The 18,824-nt window shown below is 66.1% G+C and carries 18 protein-coding genes; 11 read left to right on the top strand and 7 right to left on the bottom strand.

Features of this window, described 5'->3' with window-relative positions; genetic code table 11:
• From GQ57_RS05560 to GQ57_RS05570, 3 genes are all read left to right on the top strand, one after another.
• The coding region (locus tag GQ57_RS05560) for an SDR family oxidoreductase (RefSeq protein WP_034197338.1) at positions 1–300 on the top strand (300 nt) is incomplete at its 5' end.
• Entirely contained in the window at positions 297–1,514 is a 1,218-nt protein-coding gene (locus GQ57_RS05565; protein ID WP_031403317.1) for a patatin-like phospholipase family protein, read from the top strand. The genes GQ57_RS05560 and GQ57_RS05565, both read left to right, overlap by 4 nt.
• Before the next feature lie 59 nt (positions 1,515–1,573).
• The gene (locus tag GQ57_RS05570; protein ID WP_034197339.1) at positions 1,574–2,038 is read left to right on the top strand and encodes a hypothetical protein; all 465 of its coding nucleotides are present in this window, start codon (positions 1,574–1,576) and stop codon (positions 2,036–2,038) included.
• Positions 2,039–2,086: 48 nt separating this feature from the next.
• Here GQ57_RS05570 and GQ57_RS05575 read toward each other — a convergent pair whose 3' ends face one another.
• Complete coding sequence (locus GQ57_RS05575) at positions 2,087–2,971, bottom strand: LysR family transcriptional regulator (protein WP_034197340.1); 885 nt, start codon at positions 2,969–2,971, stop codon at positions 2,087–2,089.
• A gap of 121 nt (positions 2,972–3,092) precedes the next feature.
• Here GQ57_RS05575 and argC point away from each other — a divergent pair, with 121 nt between their 5' ends.
• Positions 3,093–4,034: an N-acetyl-gamma-glutamyl-phosphate reductase gene (gene argC, locus GQ57_RS05580; protein ID WP_034197341.1), complete on the top strand. Its 942-nt coding sequence runs from the start codon at positions 3,093–3,095 to the stop codon at positions 4,032–4,034.
• Positions 4,035–4,144: 110 nt separating this feature from the next.
• Here argC and GQ57_RS05585 read toward each other — a convergent pair whose 3' ends face one another.
• Positions 4,145–5,068 (bottom strand): LysR substrate-binding domain-containing protein, encoded by a 924-nt coding sequence (locus GQ57_RS05585; RefSeq protein WP_031403321.1) that lies wholly within the window; start codon positions 5,066–5,068, stop codon positions 4,145–4,147.
• 127 nt (positions 5,069–5,195) lie between these two features.
• Between GQ57_RS05585 and GQ57_RS05590 the strand changes: the two genes are divergently transcribed.
• Positions 5,196–6,281 (top strand): tartrate dehydrogenase, encoded by a 1,086-nt coding sequence (locus GQ57_RS05590; RefSeq protein WP_034197342.1) that lies wholly within the window; start codon positions 5,196–5,198, stop codon positions 6,279–6,281.
• A gap of 614 nt (positions 6,282–6,895) precedes the next feature.
• Here GQ57_RS05590 and GQ57_RS05595 read toward each other — a convergent pair.
• Together GQ57_RS05595 and GQ57_RS05600 are read right to left on the bottom strand one after the other, a co-directional pair.
• Positions 6,896–7,375 carry a nuclear transport factor 2 family protein gene (locus GQ57_RS05595; RefSeq protein WP_031403323.1) on the bottom strand — a complete coding sequence of 160 codons (480 nt, stop codon included), beginning with the start codon at positions 7,373–7,375 and terminating at the stop codon, positions 6,896–6,898.
• Positions 7,376–7,438: 63 nt separating this feature from the next.
• Positions 7,439–8,044: a TetR/AcrR family transcriptional regulator gene (locus tag GQ57_RS05600; RefSeq protein WP_031403324.1), complete on the bottom strand. Its 606-nt coding sequence runs from the start codon at positions 8,042–8,044 to the stop codon at positions 7,439–7,441.
• A gap of 182 nt (positions 8,045–8,226) precedes the next feature.
• On the opposite strand from GQ57_RS05600, the gene GQ57_RS05605 reads away from it, so the two are divergent.
• Both GQ57_RS05605 and GQ57_RS05610 read left to right on the top strand, forming a co-directional pair.
• The gene (locus GQ57_RS05605) at positions 8,227–8,865 is read left to right on the top strand and encodes a GNAT family N-acetyltransferase (RefSeq protein WP_031403325.1); all 639 of its coding nucleotides are present in this window, start codon (positions 8,227–8,229) and stop codon (positions 8,863–8,865) included.
• On the top strand, positions 8,862–9,278 hold the full coding sequence (locus GQ57_RS05610) for a hypothetical protein (protein ID WP_031403326.1): 417 nt from the start codon (positions 8,862–8,864) through the stop codon (positions 9,276–9,278). Before GQ57_RS05605 ends, GQ57_RS05610 begins: the two co-directional genes overlap by 4 nt.
• Positions 9,279–9,676: 398 nt before the next feature.
• Here GQ57_RS05610 and tdh read toward each other — a convergent pair whose 3' ends face one another.
• On the bottom strand, positions 9,677–10,705 hold the full coding sequence (tdh, locus tag GQ57_RS05615; protein WP_031403327.1) for an L-threonine 3-dehydrogenase: 1,029 nt from the start codon (positions 10,703–10,705) through the stop codon (positions 9,677–9,679).
• 13 nt (positions 10,706–10,718) lie between these two features.
• Entirely contained in the window at positions 10,719–11,918 is a 1,200-nt protein-coding gene (locus GQ57_RS05620; RefSeq protein WP_031403328.1) for a glycine C-acetyltransferase, read from the bottom strand.
• 161 nt (positions 11,919–12,079) lie between these two features.
• On the opposite strand from GQ57_RS05620, the gene GQ57_RS05625 reads away from it, so the two are divergent.
• The 3 genes from GQ57_RS05625 (at position 12,080) to GQ57_RS05635 (ending at position 14,326) form a co-directional block, all read left to right on the top strand.
• Positions 12,080–12,691 carry a helix-turn-helix domain-containing protein gene (locus GQ57_RS05625; RefSeq protein WP_031403329.1) on the top strand — a complete coding sequence of 204 codons (612 nt, stop codon included), beginning with the start codon at positions 12,080–12,082 and terminating at the stop codon, positions 12,689–12,691.
• 143 nt (positions 12,692–12,834) lie between these two features.
• The gene (locus tag GQ57_RS05630; protein WP_031403330.1) at positions 12,835–13,212 is read left to right on the top strand and encodes a DUF2471 family protein; all 378 of its coding nucleotides are present in this window, start codon (positions 12,835–12,837) and stop codon (positions 13,210–13,212) included.
• Positions 13,213–13,312: 100 nt separating this feature from the next.
• Positions 13,313–14,326 (top strand): tyrosine-type recombinase/integrase, encoded by a 1,014-nt coding sequence (locus GQ57_RS05635; RefSeq protein ID WP_031403331.1) that lies wholly within the window; start codon positions 13,313–13,315, stop codon positions 14,324–14,326.
• Between the two features lie 136 nt (positions 14,327–14,462).
• On the opposite strand, the gene GQ57_RS05640 is transcribed toward GQ57_RS05635, so the two are convergent.
• On the bottom strand, positions 14,463–15,644 hold the full coding sequence (locus tag GQ57_RS05640) for a DNA-binding protein (RefSeq protein ID WP_034197343.1): 1,182 nt from the start codon (positions 15,642–15,644) through the stop codon (positions 14,463–14,465).
• Positions 15,645–17,455: 1,811 nt separating this feature from the next.
• Between GQ57_RS05640 and GQ57_RS05645 the strand changes: the two genes are divergently transcribed.
• Positions 17,456–18,823, top strand: a complete 1,368-nt coding sequence (locus GQ57_RS05645) for a replication initiation protein (RefSeq protein ID WP_031403333.1) — start codon at positions 17,456–17,458, stop codon at positions 18,821–18,823.
• The last annotated feature ends 1 nt before the right edge of the window (position 18,824 follow it).

Here is an 18,824-nt window from a genome sequence, read left to right on the forward strand (position 1 = left end):
CTGCTCGGCCTGGCGCGCGTGCTCGCGAAGGAAGGCGCGAAGCACAACGTGCGCTCGCACGTCGTGTGTCCGGGGTTCGTGCGCACGCCGCTGGTGGACAAGCAGATTCCGGAGCAGGCGAAGGAGCTCGGAATCAGCGAAGAGGAAGTGGTGAAGAAGGTGATGCTGGGCAACACGGTCGACGGCGTGTTCACGACGGTGCAGGACGTCGCGCAGACGGTGCTGTTCCTGTCGGCATTCCCGAGCGCCGCGCTCACGGGCCAGTCGTTCGTCGTCAGCCACGGCTGGTTCATGCAATGAAGCCGCACGCCCGCACCGAAAGACAGGCCGTCGACGCGGCGGACCTGCATCACGAGGCCGGCGCACCGGCCGCCGCGCGCACGCTGCCGTACGAGACGATCGCGCTCGTCCTGCAGGGCGGCGGCGCGCTCGGCGCGTACCAGGCCGGCGTGTTCGAAGGGCTGCACGAGGCGGGCATTCCGCTCGACTGGATCGCGGGCATCTCGATCGGCGCGCTCAACACCGCGCTGATCGCGGGCAATGCGCCCGAGCATCGCGTCGAGCGGCTGCGCGAATTCTGGGAAACGATCTGCAAGCCGGCGTTCTTCCCGACGATTCCGGCCGCGTTCGAGTTCGCGCTGTTCAACAGCATCGACCAGGTCCGCACCTTCTTCACCGCGTCGCAGGCCGCGAGCGCGATGATGCAGGGCCAGCAAGGCTTCTTCGTGCCGCGCTTCCCGCCGCCGCTGCCGGGCGTGTCCGATCATCCGGAAAAGATCAGCTGGTACGACACGTCGCAGCTGCGCGCGACGCTGCTGAAGCTGTGCGATTTCGACCGGATCAATTCGGGCGAGACGCGCGTGTCGGTCGGCGCGGTCAACGTCGGTACCGGCAACTTCGTGTACTTCGACAACTCGCGCATCCGCCTCGCGCCCGAGCACTTCATGGCGTCGGGCGCGCTGCCGCCCGCGTTTCCGCCGGTCGAGATCGACGGCGACTACTACTGGGACGGCGGCGTCGTGTCGAACACGCCGCTGATGGAAGTGCTGCGCGCCCGGCCGCGCCGCGACACGCTCGCGTTCCAGGTCGACCTGTGGAGCGCGCGCGGGCCGCTGCCGCGCACGATGGCCGACGTCGCCGAACGCACGAAGGACGTGCAGTATTCGAGCCGCACGCGTTTCGTCACCGACACGCTGCAGCGCGAACAGCGCTACCGCAACGTGCTGCGCCACGTGCTCGACCAGGTGCCGGAAGAGCAGCGCAAGTCGGATCCGTGGTGCGTCGAAGCCGAGGCGATGTCAGGCAGCAAGAAGTACAACATCCAGCACCTGATCTACCAGCAGAAGGCGTACGAGCATCACTACAAGGACTATCAGTTCGGTCTGTCGACGATGCGCGACCACTGGTCCGCGGGTCTCGACGACATCCGCAAGACACTCGCGGTCAAGGACGGCCTCGCGCTGCCCAACAACGACGCGGGCTTCGTGACGCACGACATTCACCGCAAGCGGTAAGCCGTGCGCGACGGATCGGCGCGACGCATGCGCCGGTCCGTCCTCTTCTCCGATCCGACATGCCGATTTTCATTGCACTGTTTGCGCTCATCGCCGCGGGATGGGGCGCGGTTCACCTGTTTCACGTCATCGCCGCGCAGTTCGGCCAGCCGGTCGCGATCGCGGCCGCCGTGCTCGCCGCCGCGATCCTGCTCGCGCTGGTCGCCTGGTGGATCAAGCGCCGCCGCGACATCGCACCGAACACGAAGGAAGAAGGCTGGACCCACGTCGTGCATCGCGCCTGGGGCGAGCTGCGCGTATCCGCTACGCAGGGGCTGCTGTGGCTGTCGCACGACGGCGCGGACGGCCGTTATACGCTGTCGCAGCTCGACGGCTGCCAGGCCGCGCCGATCGGCGGCCGCTGGCATCTCGTCGTACGCGTGCGCGACGCGGCGCGCGGCGAATGGAAGCTGCCGATGACGGACAAGCGCGACGCACAGCGCTGGGCGCGCGTGCTCACGCTGGCGAAGGACAACCGGCTCTGAACCTTCGAGCGCGCGCCCGGCCTGCACGCGCACTCGCACCGCGATCCGCTAGCGTGCGCCGAGCACCCACAGCGCATCGAGCACGTGCTGCGTCGCCCGTTCGACGCAACCGGCCCGATGGGCAATCCCCAGCTCGCGCCACAACGCCGGGCGCAGCGGCCGCATGACGATGCGCGAATCCGGCAACGGGGCGCCCGCCTCGTGCGGCAGCAGCGTCGCGCCGTAACCGGCGGCGACCAGGCTCTTGATCGCATCGTTGTAGTTGAGTTCGATCCGCGGCTCGGGCCGGTGGCCACCGAGTGCGAACCATTCGGTCGTGAGCCGCGACAGGCGTGTCGTCGCATCGTTGAGGATCAGCGGACGCGCGGCCAGATACGCCGGCGTCACACGGGCCGGAAGCGGCCAGTCCGCCGGCAGGAACGCCATCACCGGATCGCGTCGCCACGGGCGGATCGCCAGCCCCGCGACCGGCGCCTGCGGCAGCGCAACCAGCCCGACATCGAGCGTGCCTTGCGCAAGGCGCGCCAGCGTGTCGTGCGACGTGAGCACCGCGATCTGGACATCGATATCCGGATGCTGCGCGCGCAACCCGGCCACCGCCTGCGGCAACAGGTGCGCGATCGCCCCGGTCGATGCGCCCAGACGCACGCGGCCGGTCAATCCCTGCACCTGCCGCTGCACGTCGTCGAGCGTGGATTCGACCTCGGCCAGCAGACGCCGCGCCCGCTCCACCAGCACTTCGCCGATCGCCGACGGCCGCACGTTGCCGCGCGTGCGGGACAGCAGCGGCGCGCCGACGCGGCTTTCCAGCTCGGCGACATGGAGACTGACGGTCGGCGGGGCGAGGTGCAGCCATTGCGCCGCCGCCACGAAGGATCCCTGGTCCGCGATCGCGACCAGCGTACGCAGGCGGTCAAGACTGATCTCGCGCATCGAACACCTCTCGTTCAGAAAAGCTGAAGCAGACAGTCAGCAAATTCAACTTTTCATATTCTAGGCGTTCGGCGGACGATACGGCTTCCCCCGACCACCGAACGCGAGGAACACGACCGCCATGAGCCTCCCCACTGTCTTCATCGACGGCGACCAGGGTACGACCGGACTGCAGATTCACGCGCGCCTGCGCGACCGCACCGACGTGCGGCTGCTCACGCTTCCGGCTGCCGAACGCAAGGACGCCGCGCGGCGCGCCGACGCACTCAACGCATGCGACATCGCGATCCTGTGCCTGCCCGATGCGGCCGCGCGCGAAGCGGTCGGCTTCATCCGGAACCCGGCGGTACGCGTGATCGATGCGAGTTCGGCCCATCGCACGCAGCCCGAATGGGTCTACGGCTTTCCCGAGATGGCCGACGGGCACGCGCAGCGCATCGCGCACGCGAAGCGCGTCACCAATCCGGGCTGCTACCCCACGGGCGCGGTCGGCCTGCTCCGCCCCCTGCTGCAGGCCGGCCTGCTGCCGCGCGACTACCCGGTGAGCATTCACGCGATCTCGGGTTACTCGGGCGGCGGACGGGCCGCCGTCGAAGCGTTCGAATCGGGCGACGCCGCCGCGCGCGCGCCATCGCTGCAGGTCTACGGCCTCGCACTCGACCACAAGCACGCCCCCGAGATCCTGCTGCATGCCGGGCTCGCACACCGCCCGTTCTTCGTGCCGGCCTACGGTGCCTATCGACAAGGCATCGTGCTCACCGTTCCGATCGAGCTGCGCCTGCTTCCGGCCGGGGTGACCGGCGAGCGGTTGCACGCGTGTCTCGCGGCGCACTACGCGATTGCGCGTCACGTCGACGTGACGCCGCTGGCGGACACCCGCGCGGCAACGCATCTCGATCCGCAAGCGCTGAACGGGTCCAACGATCTGCGGCTCGGTGTGTTCGTCAACGAGGATCGCGGTCAGGTGCTCCTGTCCGCCGTGTTCGACAATCTCGGCAAAGGGGCATCCGGCGCCGCCGTGCAGAATCTCGACCTGATGCTCGGTGCGTCAGGTGCGGCGTGAATCTTCCGTGGGCGCCGTCGCCGGCCCGCGCGGTACGTGGGCGGGCGTCGCGACCCGCGATGCGACGGTGCCTGCACAGCCCCCCCGTAAAAGCTCACCTTTAGCCGGTTTCAGGGTGCTTCGTCGCCCGCTGCGGCATTCGGCGCGGCCAGCGTCTGCGCCAGATAATCCACGCACACGCGCACCTTCGCGGACGCCGCGACGCGTTCCGGATACACGGCCCAGATGTTCGCGGGCTGGGTCGCGTCCGGCAGCACGCGACACAGCGCGCCGCGTTCGATCAGCGGCCCGGCTTCCCAGATCGAGCGCAGCACGATGCCGCGCCCGGCCAGCGCCCATTGCACGGCCACCTCGCCGTGGTTCGTCGACAGCGCGCCGCCGACCTTCACCGTGACCGTTTCGCCGCGCACGGTCAGCCGCCACACGCCGAACGGATGATCGCGCTCCTTGATCGCGAGACAGTCGTGCGACGCGAGATCCGCGAGCGAGCGCGGGGTGCCGCGTCGCGCGAGATAGTCGGGCGACGCGCACAGCACCCGGTGGTTCGCGGCGAGGCGGCGCGCGATCAGGTGATCGGCGATCTCGTCGCCGATGCGCACGTCGAGGTCGTAGCCTTCGCCCGCGACGTCGACGAGCCGGTCGAACAGATCGAGCCGCACGTTCAGTTGCGGATAGCGCGCGGTGAAATCGAGCAGCGCCGGCGCGACGACGTGCCGGCCGAAGCCGAAGCTGCTCGAGATGCGCAGCGTGCCGCGCGGCACCGTGCGCGTGGTCGACACGTCCTCGACGAGATGATCGACGTCGTCGAGGATCTTCTCGGCGCGCGCGAACACCCGCTCGCCGGCCTCCGTGACCGTCACGCGGCGCGTCGAGCGATGCAGCAGGCGCGTGCCGAGTTGCGCCTCGAGCAACGCGATGCGCTTGCTGACATACGCGGGCGACACCGCGAGCTGTTCGGCAGCCGCGCTGAAGCTCGTCAGACGGACGACCAGGCTGAACACGCGGAGGTCGTCGAGGTTCGGCGATTTGTTCACGATTCGTGGAAAGTCGATTAACCTTTCGCACGATTTTAATCCGGATGGAAATAAATAGAATGGCGTCATGATCCGCTGCGCGCCTCGCCGGCAGCGGCCCGATCCACGATGAAGGAGGAGCACCCGCATGAACGACAGGACTTACCGGATTGCCGTCATTCCCGGCGACGGCATCGGCCGCGAAGTGATGCCCGAGGGCCTGCGCGCCCTCGACGCCGTGACCGCGCGCTTCGGCCTCCGCTTCGACTTCGTCCACATCGACTGGGCAAGCTGCGACTACTACGCGCAACACGGCAAGATGATGCCGGACGACTGGAAGGCGCAGTTGTCGGGCATGGACGCGATCCTTTTCGGCGCGGTCGGCTGGCCCGCGACGGTGCCCGATCACATCTCGCTGTGGGGCTCGCTGCTGAAATTCCGCCGCGAGTTCGACCAGTACATCAACCTGCGTCCGGCACGCCTGTTCGACGGCGTGCCGTCGCCGCTCGCCGGCCGCCGCGCGGGCGACATCGATTTCATGATCGTGCGCGAGAACACGGAAGGCGAGTACTCGTCGGTCGGCGGCACGATGTTCGAAGGCACCGAGCGCGAAATCGTGATGCAGCAGTCGATCTTCACGCGCCACGGCACCGAACGCGTGCTGAAGTTCGCGTTCGAACTCGCACGGCGCCGCGCGAAGCGCCTCACCGTCGCGACCAAGAGCAACGGCATCGCGATCAGCATGCCGTGGTGGGACGCGCGCACGGCCGAGATGGCCGAACGCTATCCCGACATCGCCGTCGACAAGCAGCACATCGACATCCTGTGCGCGCGCTTCGTGCTGCAGCCGGACCGCTTCGACGTGGTGGTCGCATCGAACCTGTTCGGCGACATCCTGTCGGATCTCGGGCCGGCCTGCACGGGCACGATCGGCATCGCGCCGTCGGCGAACCTGAACCCCGACCGTACGTTTCCTTCGCTGTTCGAGCCCGTGCACGGCTCCGCGCCCGATATCGCGGGGCAGTACATCGCCAATCCGGTCGCGATGATCTGGTCGGCGGCCCTGATGCTCGACTTCCTCGGCAACGGCGCGGGCCGCGAACGCGACGCGCACGATGCGATCGTCGCCGCGATCGAGGACGTGCTGCGCACGGGGCCGCATACGCGCGACCTGGGCGGCCGCGCGGGAACCCAGGAAGTCGGCGAGGCGATCGCCGCGCGAATCGCGGGCTGACGGTCACGCCCGGCGCGATCGCACCGCCGGGCCCCCCCTGCACGAATCGGCCGGCGGTGAGCGACACGCGATGCGTTCGCGCACCCGTGCCGATTCCGCTGCGTGCAAGGTGAAGTCGAACGGTGAACCGTTTCGCACCGGAGCCCGCACGGCTCGCATCGCGCGTTGTCGAAACCGGTTCGGACACGCGATGCGTTCGCGCACCCGTGCCGATTCCGCTGCGCGCAAGGTGAAGTCGAACGGTGAACCGTTTCGCACCGGAGCCCGCACGGCTCGCATCGCGCGTTGTCGAAACCAGTTCGATCGGTGAGTTGCACATCACGTGCGCGCACACCGATCGTCGATGCACCGTCGACCTCGCCTGACTGGTGAGATACGTCACGCGATGAAGCACAGCGTGGCACGCCGGTGCGCGCGTCGGGATGCAATGCCGGCGTGAGCGGCACGCCCGCGTTGCCGCGCGCGACACCGCATCGAACGGTGCGCGGCACACGCGCCGGCACGGCATTTCACCGCGTCCCGAAAAATCTCACCTTCAGACGATCAGCTCCCGCATTTCCTCACCATTGAACCTGCGTGCAGCCTTCTGCCGATCCGTTGAACCGGCCCGCGTCTCATAGCCCGAGATCGGACAGCCCCGGATGATCGTCCGGACGACGGCCGAGCGCCCAGCGATACAGGCGGTCTTCCTCGCGAATCGGCAGGTCGTTGATACTCGCGTGACGATGCGCCATCAGGCCGTTTTCGTCGAACTCCCAGTTTTCGTTGCCGTACGAGCGGAACCAGTTGCCGGCATCGTCATGCCACTCGTATGCAAAGCGCACCGCGATGCGATTGCCGCCGAACGCCCACAGCTCCTTGATCAGCCGGTAATCGAGCTCGCGCGTCCACTTGCGCTGCAGCAGCCCGACGATCTCGTCGCGGCCGGTCACGAATTCCGCGCGGTTGCGCCATCGGCTGTGCGGCGTATAGGCGAGCGACACGCGGTGCGGGTCGCGCGTGTTCCACGCGTCCTCGGCGGCGCGCACTTTCTGGCGCGCCGTTTCGAGCGTGAAGGGCGGAACGGGCGGACGGACTTCGGGGGATGCGGACATGGGTTGCTCCTGTTCAGGTGATGGCCACGGACCGCCGCGGCCGGTTCGAATACGCTGCGTCGACTACCGCGACACGGCGTCGAGCAGCAGTTCAGCCGTGGCGCGCGCGTCGCGCGCGGCGTTGGCATCGCCGGTCACGAGCGCCACGCCGATCGCACCGTCGATCAACACGAGCCACTGGCGTGCGAGGCGCGCGAGCCCGCGGCGCTCGATGCCGGTTTCGTCGGCATACGCATCGAACCGCTCGCGCACGAATGCCAGCAGGCGCGCCTTGTGCATGCGTGCGACGACCCGCACGGGATCGTCGGCGTCGGGGATCTCGCCCGATGCGTTCAGGAATGCGCAGCCGTGAAAGTCCGGCTGCCCGAACCAGTCGCGCAGCACCTCGAACATGCCGAGCAACTGCGCGCGCGGGGCCTTGCCGCGCGCCTGCGTGGCGTCGACGAACCAGCGCATCCAGCGCGCGTCGCGACGTTCGAGCGCAGCCACGACCAGCGCCTCCTTCGATTCGAAATGCGAATAAAAACTCTTCCGTGCCGCACCCGATCGCTTGACGATCGCGTCGACGCCGGTCGCATGGATGCCGCCCGAATAGATCAGGGCTTCGGCCGCATCGAGCAGCCGGTCGCGAACGCCCGGTTCGCCGGAAAGGTCGGGAAGTGTGTTCATGGGTTTACGGTAGAACGATCGTTCTCCCTCGTCAACACCCGTGTGAAAAAGCCCTGTCGCCTGCAGGGCTGAACCGCGGCCCTGCCGCACGACGCGAGCCGCCGCGTTTACGACATTTTTTCTTGAAGCGGATACGCGACGCTCACTACACTTCGGTCACCCTGTCTGGGCGAAAGGACATCATGCAGCGACCGGAATCCGCGCGCCCCGCGCGCGCCTATGCGGCTTATGCGAAGCGGCTCGACGGCCGCGTCGTCGTGCGGCGCTTCGACCCGCGCAGCGATTCGTACGACACGTTGAACGCGCTGCTGCGTCGCGCGTTCGCGCCGCTGGGTGCATTGGGATTCAACTGCCCGTGCGTCGACCAGCCGGCGTCGGCCACGCGCGAGCACGTGCTCGCGGGCGAATGCTTCGTCGCGCTCGGCAACGCGCATCTGGTCGCGACGCTGACGATGCGTTCGCACGATCCCGATTCCCGTTGCGATCCGTACCGCAGCCGGCACGTCGCGACGCTCGGCCAGTTGGCCGTCGATCCCGTCTGGCAGGATCGCGGCATCGGCCGTTCGCTGCTCGCGTTCGCGCAGCAGCGGGCCGCCGCACGCGGCGCGACGCACCTTGCGCTCGACGCGCCGTACGCGGCCGTCCGGCTCGTCGACTTCTACCGCCGCGACGGTTTTCACCCGGTCGACGTGATGCGCTTTCCGGAGCACAACTACGACAGCGTGATCCTGTGCAAATCCGTCGGCGTCGCGGACGGTCGCCTTCCGGCCGGCAACACGCTGCAGGTCGACGTCGCGCGGCACGCGGGTGCGGCGTCATGAAGCGCGAACTTCCCGAACGCGATGACGGCGACGATCGCTCGCGGCTCGCCGTCCGGCAGGCACGCGTTCGCGCGGCACTGCGGCTGCGCGGAGTGGTGAAGCTGACGGTCGTCACGATCGCGGTCGCGCAAGCGCTGGCGTTCGCGTTCGAAAGCCTGCTGGTCGCGACCGGTTTCGCGCCGGACGCCGCGACGGTGCTGCTGTTCCGCTTCGTCACCTGCGCGCTCGTCAGCTTCTGGCTGCAGGCGGATGCATTGCGCGCGTATCAATACGCGGCGCAACACGGGTTCGTGACCGCGCATGGCGCCCCCGGCGATCCGATCGACGTCGCGCCGCAGTGCCCGAAGCGCTGGCTCGTCGTGTTGAGCCTTCAGCTCGACCCGCGCGGGCCAAATGGTGAGCGGATCAAGTAACGGGCTGCGCACCGGTCGACGTCGATCTCGACCCGCGCATGCGTGAGCCGCGACGATGCGCGCGGACTCACGGTTGACGTTCCGGTTCGTTGGGGCATCCCGTGCGGCGCGCAGCGAGCAATCGCACGGCGGGACGCGGCTGGGCAATACGTGGAGGGGGAAGGAAGGGCGTCGGACCGCGTGGCGAAGCGAAGCAAGACCGCGCTCGACAGGTGAAGCAAACGTGCTTTCGCAGGTCACCGGTGAGCAATCGCGTCACGGATTCCGCACGCAGGCACAGCTCCCGAATAATCTCACCTTGATCCCGGTTTCGCGCGTTTCGTCACGGACCACGCAACGCGGACACCGGCGAAAGCGGGGCAGGCGGCGAACGCGCCGCGCTGCCCCCGCGACGGCGCTCAGGCCGTCCAGTCGAGGATCACCTTGCCGCTTTCGCCGGACAGCATCGCGGCGAAGCCCTGCTCGTAATCGTCGGCCGCGAAGCGATGCGTGATGATCGGCGACAGGTCGAGGCCGCTCTGCAGCATCGCGACCATCTTGTACCAGGTCTCGAACATCTCGCGGCCGTAGATGCCCTTGATCTCGAGCCCCTTGAAGATCACCTGGTTCCAGTCGATCGCCGTCTGCGCGGGCGGAATGCCGAGCAGCGCGACCTTGCCGCCGTGGTTCATCGCCTCGAGCATGCTCGTGAATGCACTCGGCACGCCCGACATTTCGAGCCCGACGTCGAAGCCTTCCGTCATGTGCAGGTCGGACATCACGTCGCGCAGCGACTCGCGCGCGACGTTGACCGCACGGGTCGCGCCCATCTTGCGCGCAAGCTCGAGCCGATAGTCGTTGATGTCGGTGATGACGACGTTGCGCGCGCCGACGTGCTTCGCGATCGCGACGGCCATGATGCCGATCGGGCCGGCGCCGGTGATCAGCACGTCTTCGCCGACGAGATTGAACGACAGCGCCGTGTGCGTCGCGTTGCCGAACGGATCGAAGATCGACGCGAGATCGTCGGAGATCTCCGGCGGAATCTTGAACGCATTGAACGCCGGAATCGCCAGATACTCGGCGAACGCGCCCTCGCGGTTCACGCCGACGCCGACCGTATTGCGGCACAGATGCCGGCGCCCCGCGCGACAGTTGCGACAGAAACCGCACGTGATGTGGCCTTCGCCGGACACGCGATCGCCGATCGCGAAGCCGCGCACTTCCTGCCCCATCTCGACGATCTCGCCGACGTATTCGTGACCGACGTGCATCGGCACGGGAATCGTCTTCTGCGCCCAGTCGTCCCACTTCCAGATATGGATGTCGGTGCCGCAGATCGCCGTGCGGCGGATCTTGATCAGCACGTCGTTGTGGCCGACTTCGGGACGCTTCACGCGCGTGAGCGTCAGGCCGGGGCCGCGTTCGAGTTTTGCCAGTGCTTTCATGGTCGCGCCTCCGTCAGATGATGCCGAGCGACTTGCCGACGCGCACGAACGCGGCGACCGTCCGGTCGATCTGTTCGGGCGTATGCGCGGCGCTCATCTGCGTACGGATACGCGCGCGGCCGCGCGGCACGACGGGGAACGAGAAGCCGATCACGTACACGCCTTCGTCGAGCAGCTTGTCGGCCATGTCGGTCGCGAGCTGCGCGTCGCCGAGCATCACCGGGATGATCGGATGCGCGCCGGGCACGAGCGTGAAGCCGGCCTCGGTCATCTGCTCGCGGAACCGCGCGCCGTTCTCGCGCACGCGCTCGCGCAGCTTCGCGCCTTCGTCGCTGCCGAGCAGTTCCAGCACTTTCAGCGAAGCCGCGGCGATGCTCGGCGTGAGCGTGTTCGAGAACAGGTACGGACGCGAGCGCTGGCGCAGCAGTTCGACGACTTCGCGGCGCGCGGCGACGTAGCCGCCCGATGCGCCGCCGAGCGCCTTGCCGAGCGTGCCGGTGATGATGTCGACCCGGCCTTCGACGCCGCAGTGCTCGGGCGTGCCGCGGCCGTGCGTGCCGATGAAGCCGACCGCATGCGAATCGTCGACCATGACGATCGCGCCGTAGCGGTCGGCGAGGTCGCAGATGCCTTTCAGGTCGGCGATGATGCCGTCCATCGAGAACACGCCGTCGGTCGCGATCAGCTTGTGGCGTGCACCGGCTGCCTCGGCCTCCTTGAGCTTCGCCTCGAGGTCGGCCAGGTCGTTGTTCCGGTAGCGGAAGCGCTTCGCCTTGCACAGGCGGATGCCGTCGATGATGCTCGCATGGTTCAGCTCGTCGCTGATCACCGCGTCGTTTTCGTCGAGCAGCGTCTCGAACAACCCGCCGTTCGCGTCGAAGCAGCTTGAATACAAGATGCTGTCCTCGGTGCCGAGAAACGCGGCCAGCGCGCTTTCCAGCTGCTTGTGCACCGTCTGCGTGCCGCAGATGAAGCGCACCGATGCCATGCCGAAGCCGTCCTGGTCGAGGCCGGCCTTCGCCGCATCGACCAGGCGCGGATCGTTCGCCAGGCCCAGATAGTTGTTCGCGCAGAAATTGAGCACGCCGGCGCCGCCGGCGAGTCGCACGGCTGCCGCCTGGGGACTCGCGATCTCGCGCTCGGTCTTGTAAAAACCGTCCGCGCGGATCTGGTCGAGTGTCCCGCGCACCTGGGCGAGAAAGGCATCACGCATCGCAAAGCTCCTGACAGGGATTCGCATGCCGCGACGCACCGCTCGTGGCGGCGGCGCAGCGGCCTGCTACTGTTATAGTCGGTCGTTCGGTTGACCGCATTTATCCGATATTCCGAACTAGAATTCGAAATACCGAACAACTCTAAGCGAACGGAATCCAAATGGCAAGTTCCTCCGGCTCGCGGCGCACGCCTGCCAGCGCCGCCTCGCAACCGCCGGCCGTCACGCCGCCGCGCGTCGGCGAACAGATCCAGCGGCTGCGCAACGAACGCAAGCTGACGCTCGACGACCTGTCGCGCGCGGCCGGCGTCTCGAAATCGATGCTCTCCGAGATCGAGCGCGACAAGGCCAATCCGACGATCGCCGTCGCGTGGCGACTGACGAACGCGCTCGGCATCACGCTCGACGAGCTGTTCTCGCAGCCGAAGGCGCCCGAGACGATCCGGGTAGATGGCCCGCACGACATCCCGACGCTCGCCGGCCACGACGGCCGGTACCAGTTGCGTGTATGGGGCCCGATCGACCTCGCCGGCAAGTTCGAATGGTACGAACTGACGCTGCCGGGCGGCGGCGCGCTGATATCGAACGCGCACGAACCCGGCACGCGCGAGCACCTCACGGTGCTGCAGGGCGCGATGGAAATCGAAGCCGCGGCGGCCAGCCGGCGGCTGAAGGCCGGCGACACCGCACGCTACCCGGCCGACGAGCCGCACGCGATCCGCAATCCCGGCAAGGCCGAGGCGCGGGCGCTGCTGGTGGTGATACACCGCTGACGGCGGTGCGGATAGCCGGCCAAGGGATCGAGGGCAGGCCTGTTGCGGAAAACACTGTATGTTTGTACAGTATACGGACATTCCGCCATGCATGGGCCGGAGCCGGCGCACCGAGGCGCCCGCCCGGTCGACAGGAGCCTGCGATGACAGAAGAACAGGATTTGGCCGCGCTCGGCTTCAAGGCTGCCGCGCACGACCTCGAATTGATCGTTCGCCATATTGCCGGGCGCTACATCCGTCAGCGCGTCCCGCTGACGTGGCGCCTGCTGCACGCGATCGAAGCCGAGGCGCTTGCCGATCTCGGCTTTGCCAGCCGGCACGAGGCCGGCATGCGTCAATTGTTCGAACGCCCGTCGGACATGACGTTTCCGGAAACGGACGATCCGACCGACTTCGGGCGCTCGAATGCGCTGCCCGCCGCCTTCTCGTTCGCGGTTCTCGCGTACGAGGCGGCAGCCGCGTCTCAGAACGCGGCGCCTCCCGAGCGTGCTCACCGTCCGTCCAAGGCGTGGGGCGACTGATGTCAGCCCGGGCCGCCGTCCGTGGCGGCCCGTCCGGCCTCCTGCTGCCCGGGACATTGCGGAAAAGGCTAACATATACGCAACTAACGGAATAAATGACATGTCCCTTCCCAGCTCTCCCGACACACCGGTACGCCCGGAAGAAAAGGATCTGTTCGACCGCGGCGCGTCCGACTGGATCGCCTCGCCCGAAGCCGCTTTCGACGCGTGGCTTGCCATGCAGGACTATCGCCGCTCGTCGGCCGACGTCTATCGCGCGCAATGGGGCGCGTTTCTCACCTGGCTGCGGGCACACCAGAAAAATCTGGCGACGGTCGACACCCCGACCATCGCGAACTTCGTCGGCGAACTGCCGATCCGGAAAACCCAGCGCATGCGCTATCTGCGGCTGATCGAACGTGTGCTCGATCATATCCGGCGCACCGAGTACGCATCGACCAACCCGGCCCGGTTCATTGCTCAGGATGGCGAAGCGAACTGGCGCCAGGCACGCGACAACGAACCCACCGGTTTCCTGGCGCCGGCCGAACGCGCGACACTGCTCGCCTACCTGTTTTCGCCCATCGGCGTATCCGGCTCCGCGTACTGGAAGGAACGGCGCGACCGCGCGCTCGTCGCCGCGTTTCTCGGCGCCGGCATCAAGACCGGCGAAGCACGCGCACTTACGATTAGTTGCATCAATACGAGTGGAACGTCGTTGCAGATCCAGTCCACCCATCCGGATTTCGCGCGCGAAACCCATCTGGCCTCGTTCGCGATTGCACTGCTCGAGGCCTGGCTCACCGAACGCAAGCGTCAGGACATTCCGGGAGAACTCGTGTTCCCCGCATCGCACGCCGGGCGGCCGATGCACAAGGCCACGATGCTGCGTGCGATCGACGCGATCGTGGAGTCGGCCGGGCTCACGTCGTCGCGCACCGCGCGCGCGAGCCCGCAAACGCTGCGCAATACCTATGCGGCCGAACTGTTCGAACACGACGTGCCGCCCGAGCGGGTCGGCAAATGGCTGGGCTTCATGCGGCCGATCTCGTCGAACCGCCTGCATCGTGCCTGGAAAAACTGGCGCGACGGCCTGGCCGACGGTGATGCGTCAGGCCGCGACGAAACTCACTGATCGGAAAACGGCTGCTCGCGCAACGCGAACCGTGAGCAGCCTTGTACGGCGCAGCCTCACCGTTTCCAGGCTCCCGAAAAACCTCACCTCACGCTCCCCGGATCGTCTCACCTGTGCGGTGTCGCCGATCCTTTTGTCACGTGTGCGCGAAGCGCGCGACGGCTTCGAAGCGGGACGGCCATGCGCCCGAAGCGTGCTCGCACTCCGGGCACGCCACTTCAAAACCCGCTTCGCCATGTGACAGTTCCGGCTCGCCGTCGCAATGCGGGCACCGGGCCGGTACCGGAATTTCCGGATCGAGCGAGGTGCCGATCGCGGCAAACGCGTCCGCATCCAGTTGCCCGGTATCGGCCAGGCGCCGAATCAGCGTGGCGATTTCCGGATTCATTCCGCGGCTCGCACGCAGCGAATTCACCTCGCGCGTCGCGCGGTCCAGTTCATCGCCCTGGGTACGCAACTGTTCTTCGAGCCGGTCGGCGCGGGCCTTGGCCGAACTCAGCTGCTGCAGGAAATCGAATTCCTTGCGCTGAACGTCGCGCAAACCGCTCTGGTAGGTCGATGCCATGCTCCGCAACGAATCCAGCTCGACCAGCATCGGCTTGACCCGGCGTTCGGCTTCGGCCACCGCATCCTTGATTTGTTGCGCGTAGTGCTCGGTGCGCTGCTGCAGTTCGGCTTGCAACGCGTCGATCCGGTCGCGCAGCGCGGCGTTCTGCGCCTGTTCGGCATCCACACGGCCGGCGGCCGCGGCCAGTTCCTTCTCCAGTCGGGCGACTGTGGTGAGCAACGTCGCCTCGCTTGCCGAACCGTGCGTGGCCTGCGAAGCCAGTTGCACCTCGAGCTCGGTCACGCGAGCCTGCAATTGCTCGTTTCTCGTTTCGCCGCGCGCCAGCGCGCCTTCGAGCGTTTCCTGCCGCACGGTTGCGTCGCGCAAGCGTTGTTCAGCATCGGCGACGCCGGCGCGAACCTGCTCGCGGTCGCCGTCGAGACTGTCTCGCGCTGCTTTCAATGCTTCTTCATAGAGCGCGCCGAGCAACGCACCGGCTTTTTCCTCCACGGACTTCGGGATCGCCGCACCGTCGAGCCGGATTCTGGACGCGGAACGGATGCGCTCCCAGAAATGGTCGATGTCTTTCGGGATATCGCTGGCGCTGCCGGTCTGGGTGAGGTCGCGGACGTTGGCTGCCGACGGCCGGATGCCGAGATCGAAGAACAACCGCTTGCATGCGTGCAGCGACAGTTCCTGGCGCCGCGCACCGCTCGCGCGGAGCGATTCCAGCTCGTCCCGAATGGCTTGGCGTATTTCATCCAGTGTCATGACTGTGCTCGTAGGCATTGAAGTGTTGCAATCATAACGAAATACGTATCTCTCAATACTTATTTTGCGCCGACGTTGTGAATTTACGTCGAGCTGCACAGAAATCGGAGCTGTGAGCCGATCCGAGCGAACGTCGTCCGGCATTCCGTGAAACAAAGCGAAGAAAGTTGGCCAAGCCTTTGTTATGCCAGCGTTTTCCAGCGAGCCCCGAATTTCGGCAGTTGTTTCACATGATGGCGGATCCGGTTGCTTGTTGGTGTTCAGGGGTTGGGGTGTCTGTGGAAAACTCTTCAGCCCATGTCTTGAGAGTATTAGAAGTAAACACCCTTGAACCCTTAGTTAAAAACGTTAACGCCACGGCACAGCCTTATGTAGCAAGGCTGTGCGGCCGACAAGGTGAAGTTTTACGGGAGCCAAGGTGATCTTCTGCGGGAGCTGACGTGATGGGGTTCAGGGAGCAGCGTGAGCCGTTGCAGGAAAGGTCGTGAGCGGATTCGGGATCACAGTGAAACACGAGATTTCCCAAAGGTGAGGTTTTTCGGGGCCTCACAGCCGCGGAACCCCCGCTGTGCCTGAGTGCACAGTTTTCTGCCTGTGCAGACAGAGGTGAGCGCTTGCGGGATCTTCTTCGCGCCCCGATTCTGCCCATCTTTTAGGCAATTTTGACGAAAGGTGAGGTTTCACGGGACTTCACAGGGATTTGATGTGAGGGTTTCCGGGAAGCGGACGCCATTTTGCACAGCAAAAGCCCGGTTGGGGGCCTGTGATTCACTAAAGGTGAGGCTTTTCGGGAGGAAAATCGGGGTTTTCCTGCCCCGATCCCGTCAAGGTGAGCTTTTTCGGGGCATAAATCACAGGCTGTGATCCGGGTGACAGGTGAGCCTTTTCGGGAACGGGATTTGCTCGAAAAATGGTCAAAGGTGAGGATTTTCGGGATCTCCGAGTGGCCTAATTCGCCGAAAACCCCGCCAGGACTGGGAGAAATCTCGTTTTTGCTGTGCCACTTTTTGGCACAGGTGAGATTTTTCGGGGGCTGGCACGCGGTTGTCGTATGAAGGATTCTCACCGAAAGGTGAGGTTTTTCGGGGGCGGCTGGTGGCGCACAGCCAAATGCCTTCTGTGCATAAGTATCGGAAGGCATTGAGATTTTTGATACCGACCTGGTTACGGTGAGATTATTCGGGAGCCTTGTTCGTGCCGGGAGGCGCACAGCGTTTTTTCGCTAAGGTGAGGTTTTTCGGGAGATTGCGGTAGCCAGTCCCGCACCTGCCGGGCATTCGTCGACCTCCAAACGAATCGGCGCACTGTGCTCAAGGTGAGTATTTTCGGGACATGAGACGGTTCGTGCACTGTACAATGCGCGCCCGGCCCTGCAAAACGGGCCTGCTCGGGTCGCGCCAGCCGGTTTTGTACGTGTGTTCCGGAGGACGGGACTCGCTGACGATCTCCCGGTGAGCCGCGCCTGTACATGCATACAGGCCGATGCGAGGCGATCGGTGGGCCGCGATCCGGGCCCGCTGCCGATGCATGGCCGCGCAGTCGCAAAATTACGACAAATCGAAAGGTGAGCCGATACGGGAGCGAATTTCGCACGTGTCCCGCACAGGTGAAATTCTGTGAATCGGCGCATCCCGCGACACGTCTGGACGAGTCCGAAACGCCGTGATTACGGACCGGTGAGCCTTTTCGGGAGCGCTTGGGGTGAGTGCCGTTTTGCACGCGCGCTTCACCCGCTATGGTGAGCATGTCGTTCTGGACGCACTTCACCGCAGGCGCTATCCTTCCGGAAAACTTCTCCTCCGACCCGACGTATGGCCACGACGAAGCGCGCCAAGAAAACCGATGTGGATGTGGTGAGTGCCAGTTCAGCCGAGTTGCGCAAGGCCGTCGAGGCGATCGCGATTCAGCCGAAGAGCGGCAAGATCACGCTCCTCACTCGCAAGCTGTTCAATGTTCTGCTGGCCGTGGCGCAGCAGGCCGACGATTCGGGCGATACGTATCGCGCGCTGCTGTCGGATATCGTCGCCAACTCCGCTTTCGATTCGAACGACACCGCACTGGTGAAGGAACACCTGCGCCGCATGGTGTCGGTGCAGGTCGAATGGAGCACGGGAACCTCGAGCCAGAAGCCGGGCCGCAAGTGGGGGATCTCTACGCTGATCGCCGACGCGGAAATTCTCGAGGATCCGGCGACCCGCCGCGTGTGGGTCGAATTCTCGTTCGCGCCGAAGATCAAGAAGAAGCTGCTCGACCCGGTCCAGTATGCGCGCCTGAGCCTGCAGTTCCAGAGCCAGCTGCGCAGCAGCGCCGGTCTCGCGCTGTACGAGATCTGCGTGCGCTACCTGACGAACCCGAGCCACCTGACGATGCGCGAGCCGTGGGAATGGTGGCGGCCGATCCTGTCGGGCACGCCCGACACGGAAGCCGGGGACGAGGCGAAGCGCGAGTACAAGTACTTCAAGCGGGACTACCTGCGTCCCGCGATCGCGGAAGTCAACGCGGTCACCAACATCTTCGTCGAACTGATCGAGCACCGCGAGGGGCGCCGGGTCGCGGAGATCCAGTTCCGCGTGACCGAGCGCAAGCAGCCGATGCTCGCGCTCGACGAACATCCGAACGTGTTCGACAGTACGCTGGTCGACCGGATGGTGAAGCTCGGCATCCCGCTGAAGGAAGCGCAGACGCTCTATGCGGACAGCGAGGAAAATCGCATCCGCGCCGCACTGCAGATGACCGAGCAGCGGATGCGCAGCACGACGCTGCCGCCGGTGCGCAGCGCGCCGGCGCTGTTCAAGGATGCGCTGAAGAAGGGTTATGCGCCGCCGGTCGAGTCGGTCGACGCGCTGCCTGCCGGTACGCCGTCCGCGAAGGTCGCAGCGGCCCAGCCGGACGATCTGAAGGCTCGCCTGCTGAGCGAGTTCGCGGCGTTCCGCCGCAAGGAAGCGAAGGTGCTGTACGAGGAGCAGGGCGACGCCGAGCGCGAAGTGGCGCGCGAATCGTTCGAATCGGAAGCGCTGCCGACGATGGGCACGCATCTGCGCGACGACTGGCGCAAGCGCGGCCTCGATTCCAAACTGGCCGAGACGGCCTTTTTCGACTGGCTGGCCCAGAAGACCTGGGGCGAGCCGACGGACGGCGATCTGCTGTCGTTCACGCTGAACCAGTCGCGGGCCGCCTGAG

Source organism: Burkholderia sp. MSh2 (assembly GCF_000731655.1).
GTDB classification, from domain to species: Bacteria; Pseudomonadota; Gammaproteobacteria; order Burkholderiales; family Burkholderiaceae; genus Burkholderia; species Burkholderia paludis.